Annotated in this window: 18 protein-coding genes; 17 read left to right on the forward strand and 1 reads right to left on the reverse strand. The window is 52.2% G+C overall.

Translation table 11 applies throughout. The features are described 5' to 3' along the window. The first annotated feature begins 127 nt into the window (after positions 1-127). From purR to J2X61_RS34210, 5 genes are all read left to right on the forward strand, one after another. On the forward strand, positions 128-964 hold the full coding sequence (purR, locus tag J2X61_RS34190; protein ID WP_274473188.1) for a pur operon repressor: 837 nt from the start codon (positions 128-130) through the stop codon (positions 962-964). 2 nt (positions 965-966) lie between these two features. Next, on the forward strand, positions 967-1,350 hold the full coding sequence (locus J2X61_RS34195) for a RidA family protein (protein WP_310194745.1): 384 nt from the start codon (positions 967-969) through the stop codon (positions 1,348-1,350). A 119-nt stretch (positions 1,351-1,469) separates the two neighbouring features. Next, entirely contained in the window at positions 1,470-1,754 is a 285-nt protein-coding gene (gene spoVG, locus J2X61_RS34200; protein ID WP_028557369.1) for a septation regulator SpoVG, read from the forward strand. A gap of 136 nt (positions 1,755-1,890) precedes the next feature. After that, positions 1,891-3,297, forward strand: coding sequence for a bifunctional UDP-N-acetylglucosamine diphosphorylase/glucosamine-1-phosphate N-acetyltransferase GlmU (gene glmU, locus J2X61_RS34205; RefSeq protein ID WP_310194752.1), 1,407 nt, complete (start codon positions 1,891-1,893; stop codon positions 3,295-3,297). Between the two features lie 151 nt (positions 3,298-3,448). After that, positions 3,449-4,084, forward strand: a complete 636-nt coding sequence (locus J2X61_RS34210) for a 50S ribosomal protein L25 (RefSeq protein ID WP_310194755.1) — start codon at positions 3,449-3,451, stop codon at positions 4,082-4,084. A 65-nt stretch (positions 4,085-4,149) separates the two neighbouring features. Here the strand turns inward: J2X61_RS34210 and J2X61_RS34215 are convergent, their stop codons facing one another. Continuing rightward, positions 4,150-4,350, reverse strand: coding sequence for a hypothetical protein (locus tag J2X61_RS34215; RefSeq protein ID WP_274473194.1), 201 nt, complete (start codon positions 4,348-4,350; stop codon positions 4,150-4,152). A 127-nt stretch (positions 4,351-4,477) separates the two neighbouring features. Here J2X61_RS34215 and pth point away from each other — a divergent pair, with 127 nt between their 5' ends. The 12 genes from pth to J2X61_RS34275 all read left to right on the forward strand — a co-directional run bounded on the left by pth (position 4,478) and on the right by J2X61_RS34275 (position 16,278). Next, complete coding sequence (pth, locus tag J2X61_RS34220) at positions 4,478-5,038, forward strand: aminoacyl-tRNA hydrolase (RefSeq protein ID WP_274473195.1); 561 nt, start codon at positions 4,478-4,480, stop codon at positions 5,036-5,038. 121 nt (positions 5,039-5,159) lie between these two features. Beyond that, positions 5,160-5,387 (forward strand): anti-sigma-F factor Fin, encoded by a 228-nt coding sequence (gene fin / locus J2X61_RS34225; protein ID WP_274473196.1) that lies wholly within the window; start codon positions 5,160-5,162, stop codon positions 5,385-5,387. Positions 5,388-5,476: 89 nt separating this feature from the next. Further along, a complete protein-coding gene (mfd, locus tag J2X61_RS34230; RefSeq protein WP_310194759.1) occupies positions 5,477-9,004 on the forward strand; it encodes a transcription-repair coupling factor in 3,528 nt (1,175 codons plus the stop codon). A 34-nt stretch (positions 9,005-9,038) separates the two neighbouring features. After that, positions 9,039-10,070, forward strand: a complete 1,032-nt coding sequence (locus J2X61_RS34235) for a peptidylprolyl isomerase (RefSeq protein WP_310194763.1) — start codon at positions 9,039-9,041, stop codon at positions 10,068-10,070. Between the two features lie 247 nt (positions 10,071-10,317). Next, a complete protein-coding gene (gene spoVT, locus J2X61_RS34240; protein ID WP_274473199.1) occupies positions 10,318-10,860 on the forward strand; it encodes a stage V sporulation protein T in 543 nt (180 codons plus the stop codon). A 128-nt stretch (positions 10,861-10,988) separates the two neighbouring features. Then, on the forward strand, positions 10,989-12,698 hold the full coding sequence (locus J2X61_RS34245) for a putative polysaccharide biosynthesis protein (protein ID WP_310194765.1): 1,710 nt from the start codon (positions 10,989-10,991) through the stop codon (positions 12,696-12,698). 61 nt (positions 12,699-12,759) lie between these two features. Next, on the forward strand, positions 12,760-14,277 hold the full coding sequence (yabN, locus tag J2X61_RS34250; RefSeq protein ID WP_310194768.1) for a bifunctional methyltransferase/pyrophosphohydrolase YabN: 1,518 nt from the start codon (positions 12,760-12,762) through the stop codon (positions 14,275-14,277). A gap of 157 nt (positions 14,278-14,434) precedes the next feature. After that, the gene (locus J2X61_RS34255) at positions 14,435-14,707 is read left to right on the forward strand and encodes an HU family DNA-binding protein (protein ID WP_029197991.1); all 273 of its coding nucleotides are present in this window, start codon (positions 14,435-14,437) and stop codon (positions 14,705-14,707) included. Beyond that, positions 14,707-14,970, forward strand: coding sequence for an RNA-binding S4 domain-containing protein (locus J2X61_RS34260; protein ID WP_274473204.1), 264 nt, complete (start codon positions 14,707-14,709; stop codon positions 14,968-14,970). Before J2X61_RS34255 ends, J2X61_RS34260 begins: the two co-directional genes overlap by 1 nt. A gap of 112 nt (positions 14,971-15,082) precedes the next feature. After that, positions 15,083-15,370 carry a sporulation protein YabP gene (yabP, locus tag J2X61_RS34265; protein WP_310194772.1) on the forward strand — a complete coding sequence of 96 codons (288 nt, stop codon included), beginning with the start codon at positions 15,083-15,085 and terminating at the stop codon, positions 15,368-15,370. Continuing rightward, positions 15,367-15,942, forward strand: a complete 576-nt coding sequence (gene yabQ / locus J2X61_RS34270) for a spore cortex biosynthesis protein YabQ (protein ID WP_274473207.1) — start codon at positions 15,367-15,369, stop codon at positions 15,940-15,942. The genes yabP and yabQ overlap by 4 nt, the downstream gene beginning before the upstream one ends. A 108-nt stretch (positions 15,943-16,050) precedes the next feature. Further along, positions 16,051-16,278, forward strand: a complete 228-nt coding sequence (locus tag J2X61_RS34275; RefSeq protein ID WP_310194776.1) for an FtsB family cell division protein — start codon at positions 16,051-16,053, stop codon at positions 16,276-16,278. The last annotated feature ends 40 nt before the right edge of the window (positions 16,279-16,318 follow it).

A 16,318-nucleotide genomic window follows, 5' to 3' on the forward strand; every position in this document is an offset into this window, starting at 1 on the left:
GCATTTTTAAGTATGTAACGTATGTGTCAGGTGTCTGTCAAGTTAATTTTCATGCTAAGCTTGAATAAATACGTATAAAAGTGGTATATTTTCATTATATTATTCGGATTTTGTGGGGGGTAGTGCGATGAAAAAGTTGAAAAGGAGCGCTAGGCTGGTAGAAATGACGCAGTACTTGTTGTTTCGCCCCCATTCGTTAATTCCTTTAACGACTTTTGCCGAGCGTTACAACTCAGCGAAGTCCTCGATCAGCGAGGATTTGGCAATTATTAAAGAAGTTTTCGAGGAAGAGGGGCTCGGCGAGCTGCAAACGCTTGCGGGTGCTGCCGGCGGCGTGAAGTTTTCGCCCAAAGTGCCTAAGGAGACCTCGCTGAAGTTCATTGAACAGCTGTGCTTGCAGCTGCAGCAACCGGAACGGATCCTGCCGGGCGGTTACTTGTATATGTCTGATATTATGGGGCAGCCCCAATATTTGAATGAAATCGGCAAAACGTTCGCTTCAGCCTTCGCAGGCCGGGATATCGACGTGATTATGACCGTAGAAACGAAAGGCATTCCGCTCGCTTACGCGACGGCTACTTATATGAATTTGCCCGTTGTCGTCGTTCGCAGGGACAGCCGGGTAACCGAGGGCTCCGCTGTGAGCATTAACTACGTATCGGGCTCCAACAAACGGATCCAGACGATGTCGCTCGCCAGACGCGCCTTGAAAGAGGAGTCGAAGGTGCTTATCATCGACGATTTCATGCATGTCGGGGGTACCATTCACGGGATGATGGATTTGCTCGCCGAATTCAAAGCCTCCGTGCAGGGCGTCGGCGTCTTCATGGAGTCTTGCGAGGTCGAGGAGCATCTCGTTGACGATTACGTGTCGCTTGCCCGCCTATATGGCGTAGACTCGAAGACCAAGCAGATTACCGTGGAACCGGGAAATTATTTTGATCATACAAAAGGAGACGCATAGCGATGGAATTCATTTCAACAACGGCAGCGCCTGCTGCTATCGGACCTTATTCGCAAGCCGTTAAGCTGGGCAACCTGCTGTTCACTTCGGGACAAATCCCGCTCGGCTTGGGCGGACAAATCGTACAGGGCGGAATGAAGGAGCAGGCGCATCAAGTTTTCGCCAATTTGAAGGGCGTGCTGGAAGCGGCCGGCTCTTCCTTCGGACAAGTCGTGAAAGCGACGGTGTTTCTGAAGGATATGAACCAGTTCGCAGAGCTGAATGAAATTTATGCTTCGTATTTCGGCGATCACAAGCCGGCCAGATCGACTGTCGAAGTTGCTCGATTACCTCGTGATGTTTTTGTCGAAATTGAGTTAATTGCTGTGATTCCTGTCGAAAATTAACAGTAACATTAAGATTGTATAAAATTATCGAAAATTTCAAAAAAAGAAGAAGGAATTTGCACGCCGATGTGGAATATTACACCCAAGTCTCAGAGATGGAAAAAGGTGGTGAACACAAAGTGCAAATTACAGATGTAAGGCTCCGCCGGGTCAACTCCGAGGGGAGGATGAAAGCGATCGCTTCGATTACGATCGATAACGAGTTCGTCGTACACGACATACGTGTTATCGATGGTAACAACGGGATGTTCGTAGCTATGCCTAGCAAACGAACGCCGGATGGAGAGTTCCGCGACATCGCTCATCCAATTTCTTCCACAACACGCGAGAAAATTCAAGCTGCTGTATTGGCTGAATACGACCGCGCAGCCGTGGAAGAAGAAGTTATTGAAGAAGGTGCATAAAGTAAAATATGAAGGGAGCCCTTAGGGGCTCTCTTTTCTTTTGAGTGGTTTTGGTGCTATATTGGAAGGTGATGAACTTATAAATCCATGAATCCAGGCATACAGCATTCACGATAATAAAGGGGTTGGATAGGCATTGAAGGTTATGGCGATAGTGTTGGCGGCAGGGCAAGGTAAACGAATGAAATCAAAGCTGTACAAAGTGCTTCATCCCGTTGTCGGCAAACCAATGGTAGGGCACGTTGTCGATACGCTTCAACAAATAGACGCAACAAGAACTTTGGTCGTCGTCGGCTTCGGTGCTGAAGCTGTGAAGAGCTACCTTGGCGACCGCGTCGAGTATGCGCTGCAGGAGCAGCAGTGCGGAACCGGTCATGCGGTACTGCAGGCCAAGGACCAGCTTGGCGATGAGGAAGGGATGACCGTCGTGATTTGCGGCGATACGCCGCTGATCTCGGATACGACGCTGCGCAGTACGATCGAGCTGCATCAGCGGTCCGGCGCGTCGGCGACGATTCTGACGGCGAAGCTGGATGAGCCGCAAGGCTACGGCCGTATTATTCGAGGTGAGGACGGGCGCGTGGTGCGGATTGTCGAGCAGAAGGATTGCACCAGCGAGGAAGCGGCTGTCCAGGAGATCAATACGGGTACGTACATTTTCGATAACCGCAAGCTGTTCAAGGCGCTGGGTTCCGTTACGAACAACAATGCCCAGAACGAGTATTATTTGACGGATGTCATCGGCATTCTGACAGGCGCAGGCGAGATCGTTCAAGGCTACTGCATGGAAGATGCGGCGGAGTCGATCGGCGTGAACGACCGGGTCGCCCTGGCGGAAGCGGAGCGTTTGTTCAAAGCCCGGATTAATCGCGAGCACATGCTGAATGGGGTCACCATTATCGATCCGTCCAATACGTACATCGAGAAAGGTGTGACGATCGGAGCGGATACGGTGCTGCTGCCGGGCACGATTTTGCGCGGAAGTACGGTTATCGGCGAGCAGTGCACGATCGGCCCGAACACGGAGATTATCGACTCTGTCGTGAAGGATGACGTGACGATCAAGCAGTCCGTACTCCAAGGCGCTACTGTCGATAACGAAGCCAGCGTTGGCCCGTTCGCTTATTTGCGGCCTGGCGCCAATCTCGGGAAGCAAGTGAAGATCGGCGATTTCGTCGAGATTAAGAATGCGACCCTGGGCGAGGGGACCAAAGTATCGCATCTGAGCTATGTGGGTGACGCCGTGGTCGGCACGAACGTCAATATTGGCTGCGGTGCGATTACGGTCAATTACGACGGCTTCAACAAGAGCCTGACGGAAATCGGCAACGATGCCTTCGTAGGCAGCAACGTGAACTTGATCGCTCCGGTGAAGATCGGCAATGGCGCCTACGTTGTCGCAGGCTCTACGATCACGCATGCCGTGAATGACGGGGATTTGGCGATCGCACGGGAAAGACAGACGAACAAACCGGGCTATGCGGATAAGATCAAAGCGCGGATGAAAGCGAAGAAGGAAAACGGCAAAGCGAAGAAAGAATAGCAAGAGATAACCGCACGGTAAATCTCCCTTGCTAGGATGAATTTGGATGGAACCTCCTAAGGTTGGGTACGCTATGAACTAGCGGTTACCACTTGGCGTCTTTTACGGAAGTAATTGTGCTGAGCAAAATTTTTAGGAGGTTCTTTGTCATATGGCAATGTCATTGAAAGCGGAAGCCCGCAAAGAGACTACAAAATTCGATATCAAGCAGCTGCGTGTAAAGGGCAAAGTGCCGGCGGTCGTGTACGGCAAGAAGGTGGCCTCAACGGTCATCACCGTCGATCAGAAGGATCTGATGGCGCTGCTACGGAAAAACCCGCATGCGATCATTGATCTGGACATGCCGGACGGCGGCAAGCAGCCGGTCATGATCAATGAGATCCAGCGCAGCCCACTGAGCCGGGAACTGCTTCATGTGGACTTCCACCAAATCAACATGGATGAGCCGGTGAAAACCGTGGTGACGCTCGATTTCGTGGGAGATGCGATCGGAGCGAAGGAAGGCGGCATTCTGCAGATTCAGCTGCATGAGCTGGAGATCCGCTGCCTGCCGAACCAGATACCGGCTTCCATCACCGTCGATATATCGAAGGTCGGCATCGGAGAGAACATGCTCGTCAGTGAGCTGACGGTGCCGGGGAATGTTGAAGTGAAATCGGATCCGAACGAGCTGGTGCTGACCATCCTTGCGCCACAGAAAGAGGCTCCTGAGGACGTTGCGGCTCAAGGCAAGGAAGATAAGCCGAACGAGGTTAGTGAGGAAGCGAAAGAGGAACAACCGGTATAAAGGCGAAGAAGGGGTACCCTCGGCAGAAGCGAAGGGTATCCTTTTTTTCTTCGGATTAGGCAGGGTCAGTAACCGGGGCGCGAGACGATAAAGTGCGTTTTGCGGTTATAGAACGTATTGCCGACTTTGACGAAATGCTCCGTATAAATTTCGATATAGCCTATATCCTTATGCAAGTTTTGGTAGTATACTTGGACGGGAATACCGGCATCTATATGATCCTGGAAATGGTGATCGCTGATTAGTTGTTGTCCGTTGAGATACATATTCTCTGAATCACCCGCAGCTAGGTATTTGTTGGTTCATTGAAGTCACATATAGGTACACAATAACCTTAAAAAGCAGAATCCGCCAAGGATTTTTTAGTTTACGGCTAGGAGGAAATGGAAGAACATGAAATGTTTTATCGGACTGGGTAACCCGGGAAAACAATATGAATTAAACCGGCATAATGTCGGGTTTCTGGCTATTGATCGTTTCGCGGCGAAAATGGGGATAAGCTCGTTTCAGAATAAGGGCAAAGGGCTTCTCGCGGAAGGCAACGTGAACGGCACGAAAGTATTTCTGCTGAAGCCGATGACGTATATGAATCTCTCCGGCGAATCGATGAGAGCGGTGCTGGATTTCTACAAAATCAAGCTGGAGGACGTCGTCATTATCTATGACGATATGGATACGCCATACGGGCAGATCCGGCTTCGATACCAAGGGAGTGCGGGCGGCCACAACGGCATTAAGTCCATCATTCAGCATGCCGGCACACAGAGCTTCAACCGCATCCGCGTAGGGGTAAACAGGCCGGCGCCCGGCTACAATATCGCCGATTATGTGTTATCCAATTTCACCAAGGATGAGATGAAGTCGCTGGAGGACGTGCTGGACTTGACGTGCGAAGCGATGCTGTCCTCGATGAACGAGCCTTTCGAGAAGACGATGGGTAAGTTTAACAAATAGGTCAGGCGCTGCCTTATTGTATGTGTGTCCCATTCAAAAATGTCCATGGCACATTCGGCTAATATCTCCGGAGAATGGCCATACTAGGATGTAATTGAATTGTCGAAGGAGGCATACATATATGATTAAGTACATTTGCAGACATTGTCACACGTTTGTCGGGGAAATCAATCAACATTCGATCACGGAGCAGCAATTGGGTTTCCATTTCTTGACCCCCGATGAGCGTAGAGATATAATATCGTATAACGCAAATGGAGACGTTACGGTCAGGGTCGTGTGCGACTACTGCCGCGAGGCGCTGGAGGCGAATCCGGAGCTGTCCTTGCTGGCCAGTCCCTTGCAGTAAAGTGATCTACCTGAAGTAAAATGATGATGAAGAGTTTATAGCCGAGGCAAGTGTGCCAAGGCTTCTTTTTGTGAGAGGAGTGTACTTGTTTGCAAGCTTTAATTCAGGCTTTTTCTGCGGATACCGACTTTCAAACGATCGTGTCAGGCATCAGGTCCGAGATGAAAGAGCAGCTCGTTGCCGGACTTACCGGCTCCTCCAAGCAAGTGATGATCGCAACTCTTGCGCGAGAGCTAACGCGCCCGCTATTCATTGTTACTCATAATATGTTTGCCGCTCAGAAGATAGCGGAGGATTTGCTAGAGTGTCTATCGGAAGACAACGTCCTGCTGTATCCGTCGCAAGAGGTTCTGACGGCGGAAGAAGCGGCCTCCAGTCCGGAAATGCTGGCGCAGCGCATCGATGTGCTTACTAAGCTGGCTAGCGGCTACCGCGGTATTGTGATCGCGCCGTTCGCTGGGGTGCGAAGGCTGCTGCCGGTCAAACAAGTGTTCGAGGAATCGCGAATCACCGTACAAGTTGGGGATAACGTCAACTTGGAAGAGCTTCTCGGGTCCCTATCGCTATTAGGCTACGAGCGTGTGGAGCGGGTCGAAACGAAAGGGGAAATGAGCGTTCGGGGCGGCATTCTCGATTTGTTTCCGCTGACGTCGGAGAACGCCATTCGAATCGAACTGTTTGACGTCGAGGTAGACTCTATTCGGACCTTCGATGTGAGTGACCAACGGTCAACAGATAAATTACAGTCCATAACGATCCCTCCTTGCCGCGAGATTCAAGCGGATAGAAAGCGATTACAATCGGCTGCGCAGGGCGCTTACGAACTGCTGCAGGTCCAGTTGGACAAAATGACCGACCGATCGGCCAAAGACAAGCTGCTCGAAGGGATCGGACACGATATTGAGCTGCTCCGCGAAGGGCAGACGTTTCCCGGCATTTATAAATATATTTCGCTTTTATATACGGAAAGACAGACCCTCATGGACTACATGCCGAAGGATGCTGTGCTGATCATCGACGAACCGGCCCGCTTGCTGGAAACGGCGAAGCAGCTTGAGCGCGATGAGGCGGAGTGGATGATGCATGCGCTGACCGAGGGGAAGAGCTTGCCGGCTTTTGTGCTGTCCAAATCTTACGAAACTTTGCTGCACCGCAGACCGTTCCCGACGGTATACCTGTCGCTCTTCCTGCGCCAGGTCGTGGGGATTCAGCCGCAAAATATCGTGAACTTCGTCTCCCGGGCGATGCAGAACTTCCACGGACAGATGAATCTGCTCAAAGCGGAGATGGAACGCTGGAAGAAGAACGGCTCCAAGGTCATTCTGCTCGCAGGCGGCGAGGAGCGGGCTGAGCGCGTGAGACGCGTTCTGAACGACTACCAGATCGAGCTGCCGGAAATTGTCGACGGCAATTTGCAGACGGGGTTCGAGCTGCCTTCGATTCATCTGGTCGTCATTACGGAAGGCGAAATCTTCACGCAGAAGCAGCGGAAAGCCCGCAAGGTTGAGAAGAAGCTGGAGAATGCCGAGCGGATCAAGAGCTATCAGGAGCTCAAAATCGGCGATTACGTCGTTCATGTGAACCATGGCATCGGGAAATACGTCGGTATTGGTACGCTCGAAGTGGGCGGTATTCATAAAGACTATCTGCATATTATGTACGCCGGAGGCGATAAGCTGTCCGTACCGATTGATCAGATCGATCTCATTCAGAAGTACGTAGGCTCTGAAGAGAAGGAACCGAAGGTGTATAAGCTTGGCGGAGCCGATTGGGCCAGAGTGAAGAGCAAGGCGCGGGCGTCCGTGAAGGATATTGCCGACGAGTTGATCAAGCTTTACGCCGAACGTCAGGCGACGACAGGCTACGCGTTCAACAAAGACAGCTCGTATCAGAACGAGTTCGAGGCTATGTTCCCTTACGACGAGACAAGGGACCAGCTGAGAGCGATCGAGGAAATTAAGAACGACATGGAGAAGTCGCGTCCGATGGACCGCTTGCTCTGCGGCGACGTGGGCTACGGGAAGACCGAGGTGGCCGTTCGCGCGGCCTTCAAGGCGGCGATCGACGGGAAGCAGGTCGCTGTACTCGTGCCGACGACGATTCTGGCGCAGCAGCACTATGAGACTTTCCGCGAGCGTTTCTCCGGCTATCCGTTTAACGTCCGGGTGCTGAGCCGTTTCCGCTCCAAGAAAGAGCAGACGGAAGTTATGAAGGGCGTGAAGAAGGGGACGGTCGACGTCGTCATCGGTACGCACAGGCTGCTTTCCCAAGATGTGCAGTTCAAGGATCTTGGTCTGCTCATTGTCGATGAAGAGCAGCGTTTCGGCGTGTCGCATAAGGAGAAGCTGAAGCGTCTCAAGACGAATGTCGACGTGCTGACGTTGACGGCTACCCCGATTCCGCGGACGCTGCATATGTCCATGCTCGGGGTTCGCGATTTATCCGTTATCGAGACGCCTCCGGAGAACCGCTTCCCGGTTCAGACGTATGTGGTCGAGTATGGCCCGGCGCTCGTTAGAGAAGCGATTGAGCGGGAGCTGGCGCGTGAAGGCCAAGTGTACTATCTCTACAACCGGGTGCAGGGAATTACGCAAATCGCCGATCAGATCTCCATGATGATACCGGATGCCCGAGTAACCGTCGCGCACGGCCAGATGGGCGAGCAGGAGCTGGAGAAGACGATTCTCGACTTCCTTGATGGGGAATACGACGTTCTTGTGAGCACGAGCATTATCGAGACGGGTGTCGATATTCCGAATGTGAATACGTTAATCGTGCATGATGCGGACAAAATGGGACTCTCCCAGCTCTACCAGCTGCGCGGGCGCGTAGGCCGTTCCAATCGCGTAGCCTACGCCTACTTCACCTACCAGCGGGATAAAGTGCTGACCGAAGTGGCGGAGAAACGTCTGCAAGCGATTAAAGAGTTTACAGAACTTGGCTCAGGCTTTAAAATTGCGATGAGGGATTTGTCGATTCGCGGCGCAGGGAATCTGCTGGGTGCCGAGCAGCACGGCTTCATTGCTTCCGTCGGATTCGATCTTTATTCGCAGATGCTGGCAGAGGAAATTGCTAAGCTGAAGCTGGAAATAGATGGGGAAGCGGCCCAACCGGAACCGGAATGGAACACTTCCATCGACATACAACTGGATGCGTATCTGCCATCCGATTACATCTACGACAGCATGCAAAAAATCGAAATCTACAAGAAAGTGGCCGCTATCCGCACGTTGGAGGAGGCCGCAGATCTGCATGACGAGCTTGTTGACCGCTTCGGGGATCTGCCGCAGGCTGTGTTCAACCTGCTGTCCGTAGCCCGGTTGAAAGCGTACGGCTCGGAGTACCGGATTGAGTCGATCAGCCAAAAAGGGGATGATTACTTAATCAAGGTGCATATCGATCAGAATGGCAGGCTGGACGGACAGAAGCTCCTTAATCTGACCAAAGGCTTCGATAATCGCATCAAGCTGAATGCAGACCCGCAGCTGCATATCGCTATTCGCTGCAAAGGGTTGAAGCCAGAAGCTTCCATCGAGTTGGTGGAGAAATTTTTGGTACAATATAAGGATGTTCTGAAAACGAAAGGGGAATTAAAGGATGTTGCCAAATCATACTAGCAAACGACTTTTTTCAAAAAAATGGATATTAAGCATGGTGGCATTGCTGCTTGCATTTACGGTGCTGAGCGCTTGCGGCAAGAAGGAAGGCGAAGCGGCAGCTTCTCCTTCACCTTCTGCAACAGCTGCAGGCAATGCGAGCGATGTAATCGCCACTTACAAAGAAGGCGGCAAAATTACGCGCGGCGAGTTCGATTCGTTCATCAACGTGAACAAAATGTTTTCCCCGCAGTTGGCGCAATTCATGGCAGATCCTGCTTTCCAGCAAGATATGTTGAAGCAAATGGTCACTTTCCGCGTATTGTCCGCGAAAGCCGACGATAAAGTGAAGGCGGATGCCGACAAGCAAGTCACCGAGCAAATGAAGGCGATCACGGATTACTTCGGCAAACAAGAAGGCGGAATGGACAAGCAGTTGAAGGACAATGGCATCGAGCTGAAGGATATCGAATCCCTGATGAAAATGAGCTTCTATACCATGGGCAGCATGGAAGGCAAAGTGACGGACAAAGAGGTTCAAGACTCCTACAACGAGCAAGCGGCGGCGCACGCTTTTGATATCGCGACGGTCAGCCACATTCTGATTTCCTTGAAAGATGCGGCGACACAGAAAGATCTGCGTACCAAAGACGAAGCATTGGCAAGAGCCAAAGAAGTCAAAGCGAAATTGGACGGCGGCGGCGATTTCGCGGCGCTTGCGAAAGAGTACTCTGACGATCCGGGTTCCAAAGATCAAGGCGGTACGTACAAAGATGCGGACATCAACCAGTGGGTGCCTGAATTCAAAGAAGCGGCGAGCACACTTCCGCTAAACAAGATTTCTGATCCGGTTGAATCCTCCTTCGGTTACCACGTGATGAAAGTGGAATCCAGAAGCACGAAGCAGCTGGACGATACGCTCAAGACGCAAATCAAATCCCAGCTCGCGGAGAAATCCCTCTCTGAGTTTGCGGAGAAAGAGTATCCGAATTTGATTGAGACGAATAATCTGCCTAAGCCGGAAGCGAGCCCTGCTCCTGCGGCAAGCCCTGCAGCTAGTCCTGCAGCGAGCCCGGCGGCGAAGTAAGAACTTACCAGGATGTCCGATTATGGACATCCTGTTTTTATTTGTTATTTTTGGACAACCTAATCGCAGCAGGGTGCAGAGCTACATAGAGAGTAAATTCCTCAGCAGGCGCGACTGCATAGAAGATTGGGAAGTGAAGAATACTATGGATAGAATTCAAGGTCCCACCAAAACCCCGATCTAGCATACAAGATAACATGCTCCTGTCGTATCTAATTCTTGAGCGGAAAGTGAGGCATCTAGAGGTATGAAGGCAACTGGAATTGTCCGTCGGATAGATGATTTAGGGAGAGTAGTTATTCCCAAGGAAATACGACGCACATTGCGAATTCGCGAGGGTGACCCTTTGGAAATCTTCGTGGATCGTGACGGTGAAGTGATTCTTAAGAAATACTCGCCGATAGGTGAGCTTGGCGATTTTGCCAAAGAATATGCCGAGTCGTTATACGAGAGTACCAATCATGTTGCTATGATTTCAGACCGAGACACAATTATTGCAATGGCGGGTGGGTCCAAGAAGGATTTCTTAGAAAAGTCTGTCGGGTCGATTATCGAATCCTGTATGGAGAACCGTAAACCGATTCTTGAAAGCAACACAGGCCAGTTTGAAATTATTAAGGATGCAAGTGAAACCTTCTCTTCTTTCGTAGCGGCTCCGATTGTGGCAGGAGGAGATCCGATCGGTGCGGTCATTCTCATCTCCAAAGACGAGAGTGTGAAGATGGGCAATATGGAAGTGAAAATGGTAGAAACAGCAGCAGGTTTTCTAGCGAAACAGATGGAACAATAGCGAATACGAAAACACAAAGGCTTCCTTACTGAGGTGACGATCATCTGTAAGCGAAGCTTTTTTTGTCTGCCATGGCGGATTTCGTTATAATACGTGTAGATAACAAGTTCTGGCAGAGGAGAAATGGGATGGGGGAAGAGCTCCAGCAGGAGGCAAGTAATCAGCAAGGTCGGAGCCAAGCACAAGGACATGTTCAGAGTGCTCCCAAGCTGTTAAAAGGTGCCGCCGTACTCGGTGCCGCTGCCGTGCTCTCCAAGCTGCTTGGCACGCTGCAGAAGATTCCGCTGCAGAACGTAGCGGGAGATACGGCGTTCGGTATTTATAACGCGGTTTATCCGCTTTATATTTTAATTTTGTTCGCAGCTACGGCAGGGTTTCCGGTGGCGGTTTCCAAATTCGTGGCGGAGAGCGTCATTCACGGCAATCATCGCGAAGCAAGGCGTATCGCCCGCATCTCCGCGGCGGTGCTGCTCGGGTCTGGTGTTGTTATGTTCCTGCTGCTCTATGGAGGAGCGGGCCGGATAGCCGCATGGATTGGCATCGCCCAGACGGAGAAGGCGATCCGCAGCGTATCTTTCGCTTTGCTGCTGGCGCCTGTGCTGGCGGTGCTCCGCGGTTATTTCCAGGGGTATCACAACATGGTGCCGACCGCCGTCTCACAAGTGCTGGAGCAGCTCGTTCGTGTCATCACGATGGTTGCGCTGCTGCTATACTTGGCTGCGCTTGCTTACGATGAGGAATGGATTGCGGCCGGCGCGACATTCGGTTCAGTCACCGGGTCAGCCGCAGGACTGCTCGTGATGTACGTCTATTGGCGCAAAGCGAAGAAGCTGCGGCCTGGCTCGGGCCAAGAGGAGGACACAGGCGGGAAGTCTGCGCACGGGACGTCCTCCCGGCAGTGGGCCGTCAAGATTGCGGCTTACGCCATTCCAGTCTGCTTAGGTGCTATCGTCGTGCCGCTGCTGACGCTAGTCGACACGTTCACGATGCCGCGGCTGCTGGAAGCGTCGTATGGCGGCGAATGGGAGGCGATGCGCCAGTTCGGGTTATACAACCGGGGACTGCCGCTCGTCCAGCTGGTCGTGATGATCGCGTCCTCCATGTCGGCCGTGCTCGTTCCGGCGTTGGCGGATGCGAAGGCAAGAGGCCAGCTCGATGTCATGCGCTTCCGGGCGGAGATGGCGGTCAGGCTCTCTTGGCTGACCGGGCTGGGCGCCTCGTTCGGGTTAGCCTTGACTGCCGTACCGATCAACGTCATGTTCTACAAGAGCAGCGAGGCGAGCTTGACGATGGCTGTCTTGGCGTTCACCGCCTTATTCAGCACGCTGAACGCCGTCTCGGCCAGCGTGCTGCAGGGCGCCGGCGCCATTCATACGCCGGCGAAGGCCCTGCTCGTTGCCATCGTGCTGAAAGCACTCGGCAACGTGGCACTCATGCCCCGCTGGGGCATCGACGGCGCCGCGCTCAGCGCGGTGGTCGCTTACGCCGCTGCAGCGGGGCTGAATCTGGTGCAGCTGCGCCGCTGCACCGGAGCGCGCTTCGCGCTGCGGCCTTACGCCATCGCCCCCGCCATAGGCGTGGCGGCGATGTTAGGCGTCCTTGCAGCGCTGCAAGGGCTGGCCATGCCCGCTGCGGCGGCATGGCATGTCCCTGAGCGATTGAGCGCGAGCGCCATCGCTCTGGTTGGGGTAGCCGGCGGCGCGGCCGTCTACGGGCTGGCGCTGCTGCGCAGCGGCGGCATCAGCCGGGAGGAGCTGCGGCTGATGCCGGAGCTGGACCGGAAGCTGGGACCGGTCCTGGACAAGCTGGGGCCGGCTAGGCGTTCGGCCGGCCGGTAGGGCCGTTGCCGCGGCGTGATGATTACGATTCGCAGGCACATATTCAGGAGGTGTTGTATATATGTCAACCCATGCTACGATTACTGTTGTCGGGCTCGGAACGGGGGACGAGGACCAGCTTACGCTGGGTATTTGGAAGAAGCTGCAGAGCGCAGCGCAGTCGCAAGCCGTTGTATTTCTCCGGACGGTAGATCATCCGATGGTTCATATGCTGGAGAATAACGGAATTCCTTACCGAACCTTTGACGCGAATTATGTCGCCCACCAAAGCTTCGAAGAAGTGTATGAATCCATCGCCGAAGCGCTGATCCAATCCGCCATGGGCTCAACCGGCGAGGTGATCTATGCGGTGCCGGGTCATCCGATGGTAGCGGAGTATACCGTGCAGTTGCTGAAACAACGCTGTCCGGAGCAGGGCGTTACCCTGCAGATCATGGGGGGCGAGAGCTTCCTGGATCAAGCTTTCCTAAGATTCGGTTTCGATCCGATCGACGGCTTCCAACTGCTGGATGCGACGAGCCTTAGCCGCTACACGTTGAACCCTCAGCTGCATACGATTATCGGTCAAGTGTATGATACCTACACCGCATCGGATCTCAAAATTTCGCTCATGGAATCATACCCGGACGAATACCGCGTGGTCGTGGGCCACTCTCTGGGCGTAGCCGGCGCGGAGCAAATCATCGAGGTGCCGCTGCATGAGCTGGATCATGTGAAGGGGTACGGCAATCTTTCGCTCGTATGGGTGCCGAAGAGTGAGCAGGACGAGGTCCGTTACCGGACCTTTGGCCGCTTGCACGAAATCGTGCAAATTTTGCGCAGCCCCGAAGGCTGTCCGTGGGATCGCGAGCAGACGCATGCCAGCCTGCGCAAAAACCTCATCGAAGAAGCTTACGAGGTGCTCGAAACGATCGATGAGGACGACCCCGAACATATGTGCGAGGAGCTGGGAGATCTGCTGCTGCAGGTGATGCTGCACGCCCAGATGGAAGAGGAAATCGGCACGTTTACCGTCTATGACGTCATTGCTACGCTGAATGAGAAGTTGATTCGCCGCCACCCGCACGTATTCGGGGAGAATAAAGCGGAAGATGCGGATGAGGCGCTCGTGAATTGGAATGCCATGAAAGCGGAGGAGAAGCGGAAGAAAGGCATCGACGTGACGAAGCAATCCGTACTGGACGGCATTCCTCGGGAGCTGCCGGGACTTATGAAGGCGCTCAAGCTGCAGAAGAAAGCGGCAACCGTCGGCTTCGATTGGCCGGAGCTCGGCGAAGTGATGCAGAAGCTGGAGGAAGAGCTGGCGGAGCTGCGCGAGGCGATTGCGGATACGTCGGAAGATGCGGCCGCAGCCCGTCTCGGCGAGCTGGGAGATGTGTTGTTTTCTATGGTCAATGTTGCTAGATTCCTCAAAATCGATCCGGAGGAAGCTATCATGCGCACGAATCGAAAATTTATTCAAAGATTTTCGTATATTGAGGATCAGCTACGTTTAAAAGGGCTTTCTTTTGAACAAACTGGGTTATCAGAGATGGAAAAATATTGGCAGGAAGCAAAAAAAGTTACAAAACTTCACTAGACATAGAAGGAATTTGACGAAAAAAGAAGAATACTAAGTTTGGTGTAAGGTTGAATATGGAAATATGGCAAGCGGAGAGACTTTGAAACTGTATTCAAAGATCCCTATGTCGTATAGAAGACATGATCTTCAACTATTTTAGGAGGTAACCTATCTCATGAACAAAACAGATTTGATCAACAACATCGCAGAAAAAAGCGGCTTGACTAAGAAAGACGTAGAAGTAGTTCTTAACGGATTCCTTGGTGAAGTGACAGACGCTCTTTCATCCGGAGATAAAGTTCAATTGATCGGTTTCGGAACTTTCGAAACTCGCAAACGTTCCGGCCGTACGGGCCGCAACCCGCAAACGGGCAACCCGATCGTGATCGCGGAATCCAACGTTCCAGCTTTCAAAGCGGGCAACAAGCTTAAAGACGCTGTAAAATAATGCGGATCGACAAGTTTCTCAAAGTCTCTCGTCTGATTAAGCGCCGGACCGTGGCGAAGGATGTGTCCGATCAAGGGCGCGTCTGGATTAACGGCCGGGACGCCAAGGCAAGCACGCAGGTGAAAGTCGGCGACGAGCTGGCTATCCAATTCGGCCAGAAAAAGGTGACGATTCGCGTGGAGCTTCTATCGGAGTCGACCCGCAAGGAAGATGCGGCGAAGATGTACACCTTGCTGGGGGAAGAAGCTTATCAGTCGGAGTAAAACATGCACATATAGCTCAAGATTCCCGGATGAGGGGTCTTGGGCTATTTTTAGGTTCTAAAAGCGGACATCCTCCCATATCGTAATGATAGATGAAGGAGGGGTACAGGCCATGGTTGAACCCGTGAAAACGACGAACAAGCGGCAGGAAATTAAAATGCTGAATCGCAAGCTCTTGGAGATCTCCGGAGTTTTGAACGTAGAAAGCTTTGACAGTGAAGAGTTCCTCCTTGAAACGGAAATGGGTTACTTGATGATTAAAGGGCTGAATTTGCACATTAAGAATTTGAGCTTGGAGCAAGGGTTGGTCGCCATTGAAGGATTCATTCACGAATTAGCTTATGTGGACGGAAACACCACGGAGAAATCCAAGGGGTTTCTCGGTAAGTTATTCAAGTGACGCTGAGCGTTCAGTTTCATACGATTTTCATGATGTTCGTCGGCGGGGTCGCCATCAGTGCGATGTTCGATGTGTTCCGCGTGCTGTCCGGCAAGCTGAAGCTGCCGCGGTGGACGATTCCGCTCGTCGATATAGTGTATTGGATTGTGGCGACAATCCTCGTGTTCCGTTTGCTCATTTACAGTAATGAAGGACAAGTTCGTGTCTTTATTTTTCTCGGCATGGGGATCGGCATCTGCTTTTATTTCGCTTTCCTCAGCACCTGGACGATACGTCTGACGCTCCTGATTATTCGAATTGTCATTGCGGTATATAAGTTTATTGCCAAAACTGTCGAAATTGTTATCTTTAAACCGATCATTGGCTTATATCGTCTAACTGTGATAATTTTGGGCTTTTTGCTTGCCGTAGCTATATTCCTTTACAGAATTGTGCTACAATTGCTGTATCCTTTGTGGAGACTACTCCTTTGGATGACTCGGCCTGCTCACAAATATTTCGTAATCCCTGCGTGGCTGAAGAAGCTGACGGACAAGGTGATTGCGGTCTACCGCAGGTTATTCTCAAAGTAGGAGGAATTCCTATTCATGCAGGCACAAGCAACCGCACCAAATAAGCGCAGCAGTAGTATAGGCTCAAAGCGAAGACTGCGTTTTCTCTTGATCTTTGTCCTATGTTTTATGAGTTGGGCTGCTGTTAACATTTGGGGGCAGTTCGCCAAGCTTCACGAGAAGAGAGATGCCGTCGCGAATATAGAGCAGCAGCTCGCCGATGCGAAGAAAGTCAAGGAGCAAACGCAGAAAGAAATCGCAAGGCTTCATAATGACGAATATTTGGATCAAATTATTCGCCGGGATTTTCACTATAGCAAACCGGGAGAGACGCCTTTAAGCGTATCGAAGCAATAACAAGCGGCTAATGCCGTGTTGACCGTGGTTTCAGCATCGG

The sequence above is a fragment of the Bacillus sp. 3255 genome (assembly GCF_031456485.1).
Classification (GTDB): Bacteria; Bacillota; Bacilli; order Paenibacillales; family NBRC-103111; genus Paenibacillus_E.

Excerpts from the sequence above, each read along its gene's own strand:
- J2X61_RS34195 (WP_310194745.1), top strand. The coding sequence starts at position 967 with ATGGAATTCATTTCAACAACGGCAGCGCCTGCTGCTATCGGACCTTAT.
- fin (WP_274473196.1), top strand. The coding sequence starts at position 5,160 with ATGATTAAGTACATTTGCAGACATTGTCACACGTTTGTCGGGGAAATC.
- yabP (WP_310194772.1), top strand. The coding sequence starts at position 15,083 with ATGGTTGAACCCGTGAAAACGACGAACAAGCGGCAGGAAATTAAAATG.
- pth (WP_274473195.1), top strand. The coding sequence starts at position 4,478 with ATGAAATGTTTTATCGGACTGGGTAACCCGGGAAAACAATATGAATTA.
- spoVT (WP_274473199.1), top strand. The coding sequence starts at position 10,318 with ATGAAGGCAACTGGAATTGTCCGTCGGATAGATGATTTAGGGAGAGTA.
- purR (WP_274473188.1), top strand. The coding sequence starts at position 128 with ATGAAAAAGTTGAAAAGGAGCGCTAGGCTGGTAGAAATGACGCAGTAC.
- J2X61_RS34215 (WP_274473194.1), bottom strand. The coding sequence starts at position 4,350 with ATGTATCTCAACGGACAACAACTAATCAGCGATCACCATTTCCAGGAT.
- J2X61_RS34210 (WP_310194755.1), top strand. The coding sequence starts at position 3,449 with ATGGCAATGTCATTGAAAGCGGAAGCCCGCAAAGAGACTACAAAATTC.
- J2X61_RS34275 (WP_310194776.1), top strand. The coding sequence starts at position 16,051 with ATGAGTTGGGCTGCTGTTAACATTTGGGGGCAGTTCGCCAAGCTTCAC.
- J2X61_RS34235 (WP_310194763.1), top strand. The coding sequence starts at position 9,039 with ATGGTGGCATTGCTGCTTGCATTTACGGTGCTGAGCGCTTGCGGCAAG.
- J2X61_RS34255 (WP_029197991.1), top strand. The coding sequence starts at position 14,435 with ATGAACAAAACAGATTTGATCAACAACATCGCAGAAAAAAGCGGCTTG.
- J2X61_RS34245 (WP_310194765.1), top strand. The coding sequence starts at position 10,989 with ATGGGGGAAGAGCTCCAGCAGGAGGCAAGTAATCAGCAAGGTCGGAGC.
- J2X61_RS34260 (WP_274473204.1), top strand. The coding sequence starts at position 14,707 with ATGCGGATCGACAAGTTTCTCAAAGTCTCTCGTCTGATTAAGCGCCGG.
- yabN (WP_310194768.1), top strand. The coding sequence starts at position 12,760 with ATGTCAACCCATGCTACGATTACTGTTGTCGGGCTCGGAACGGGGGAC.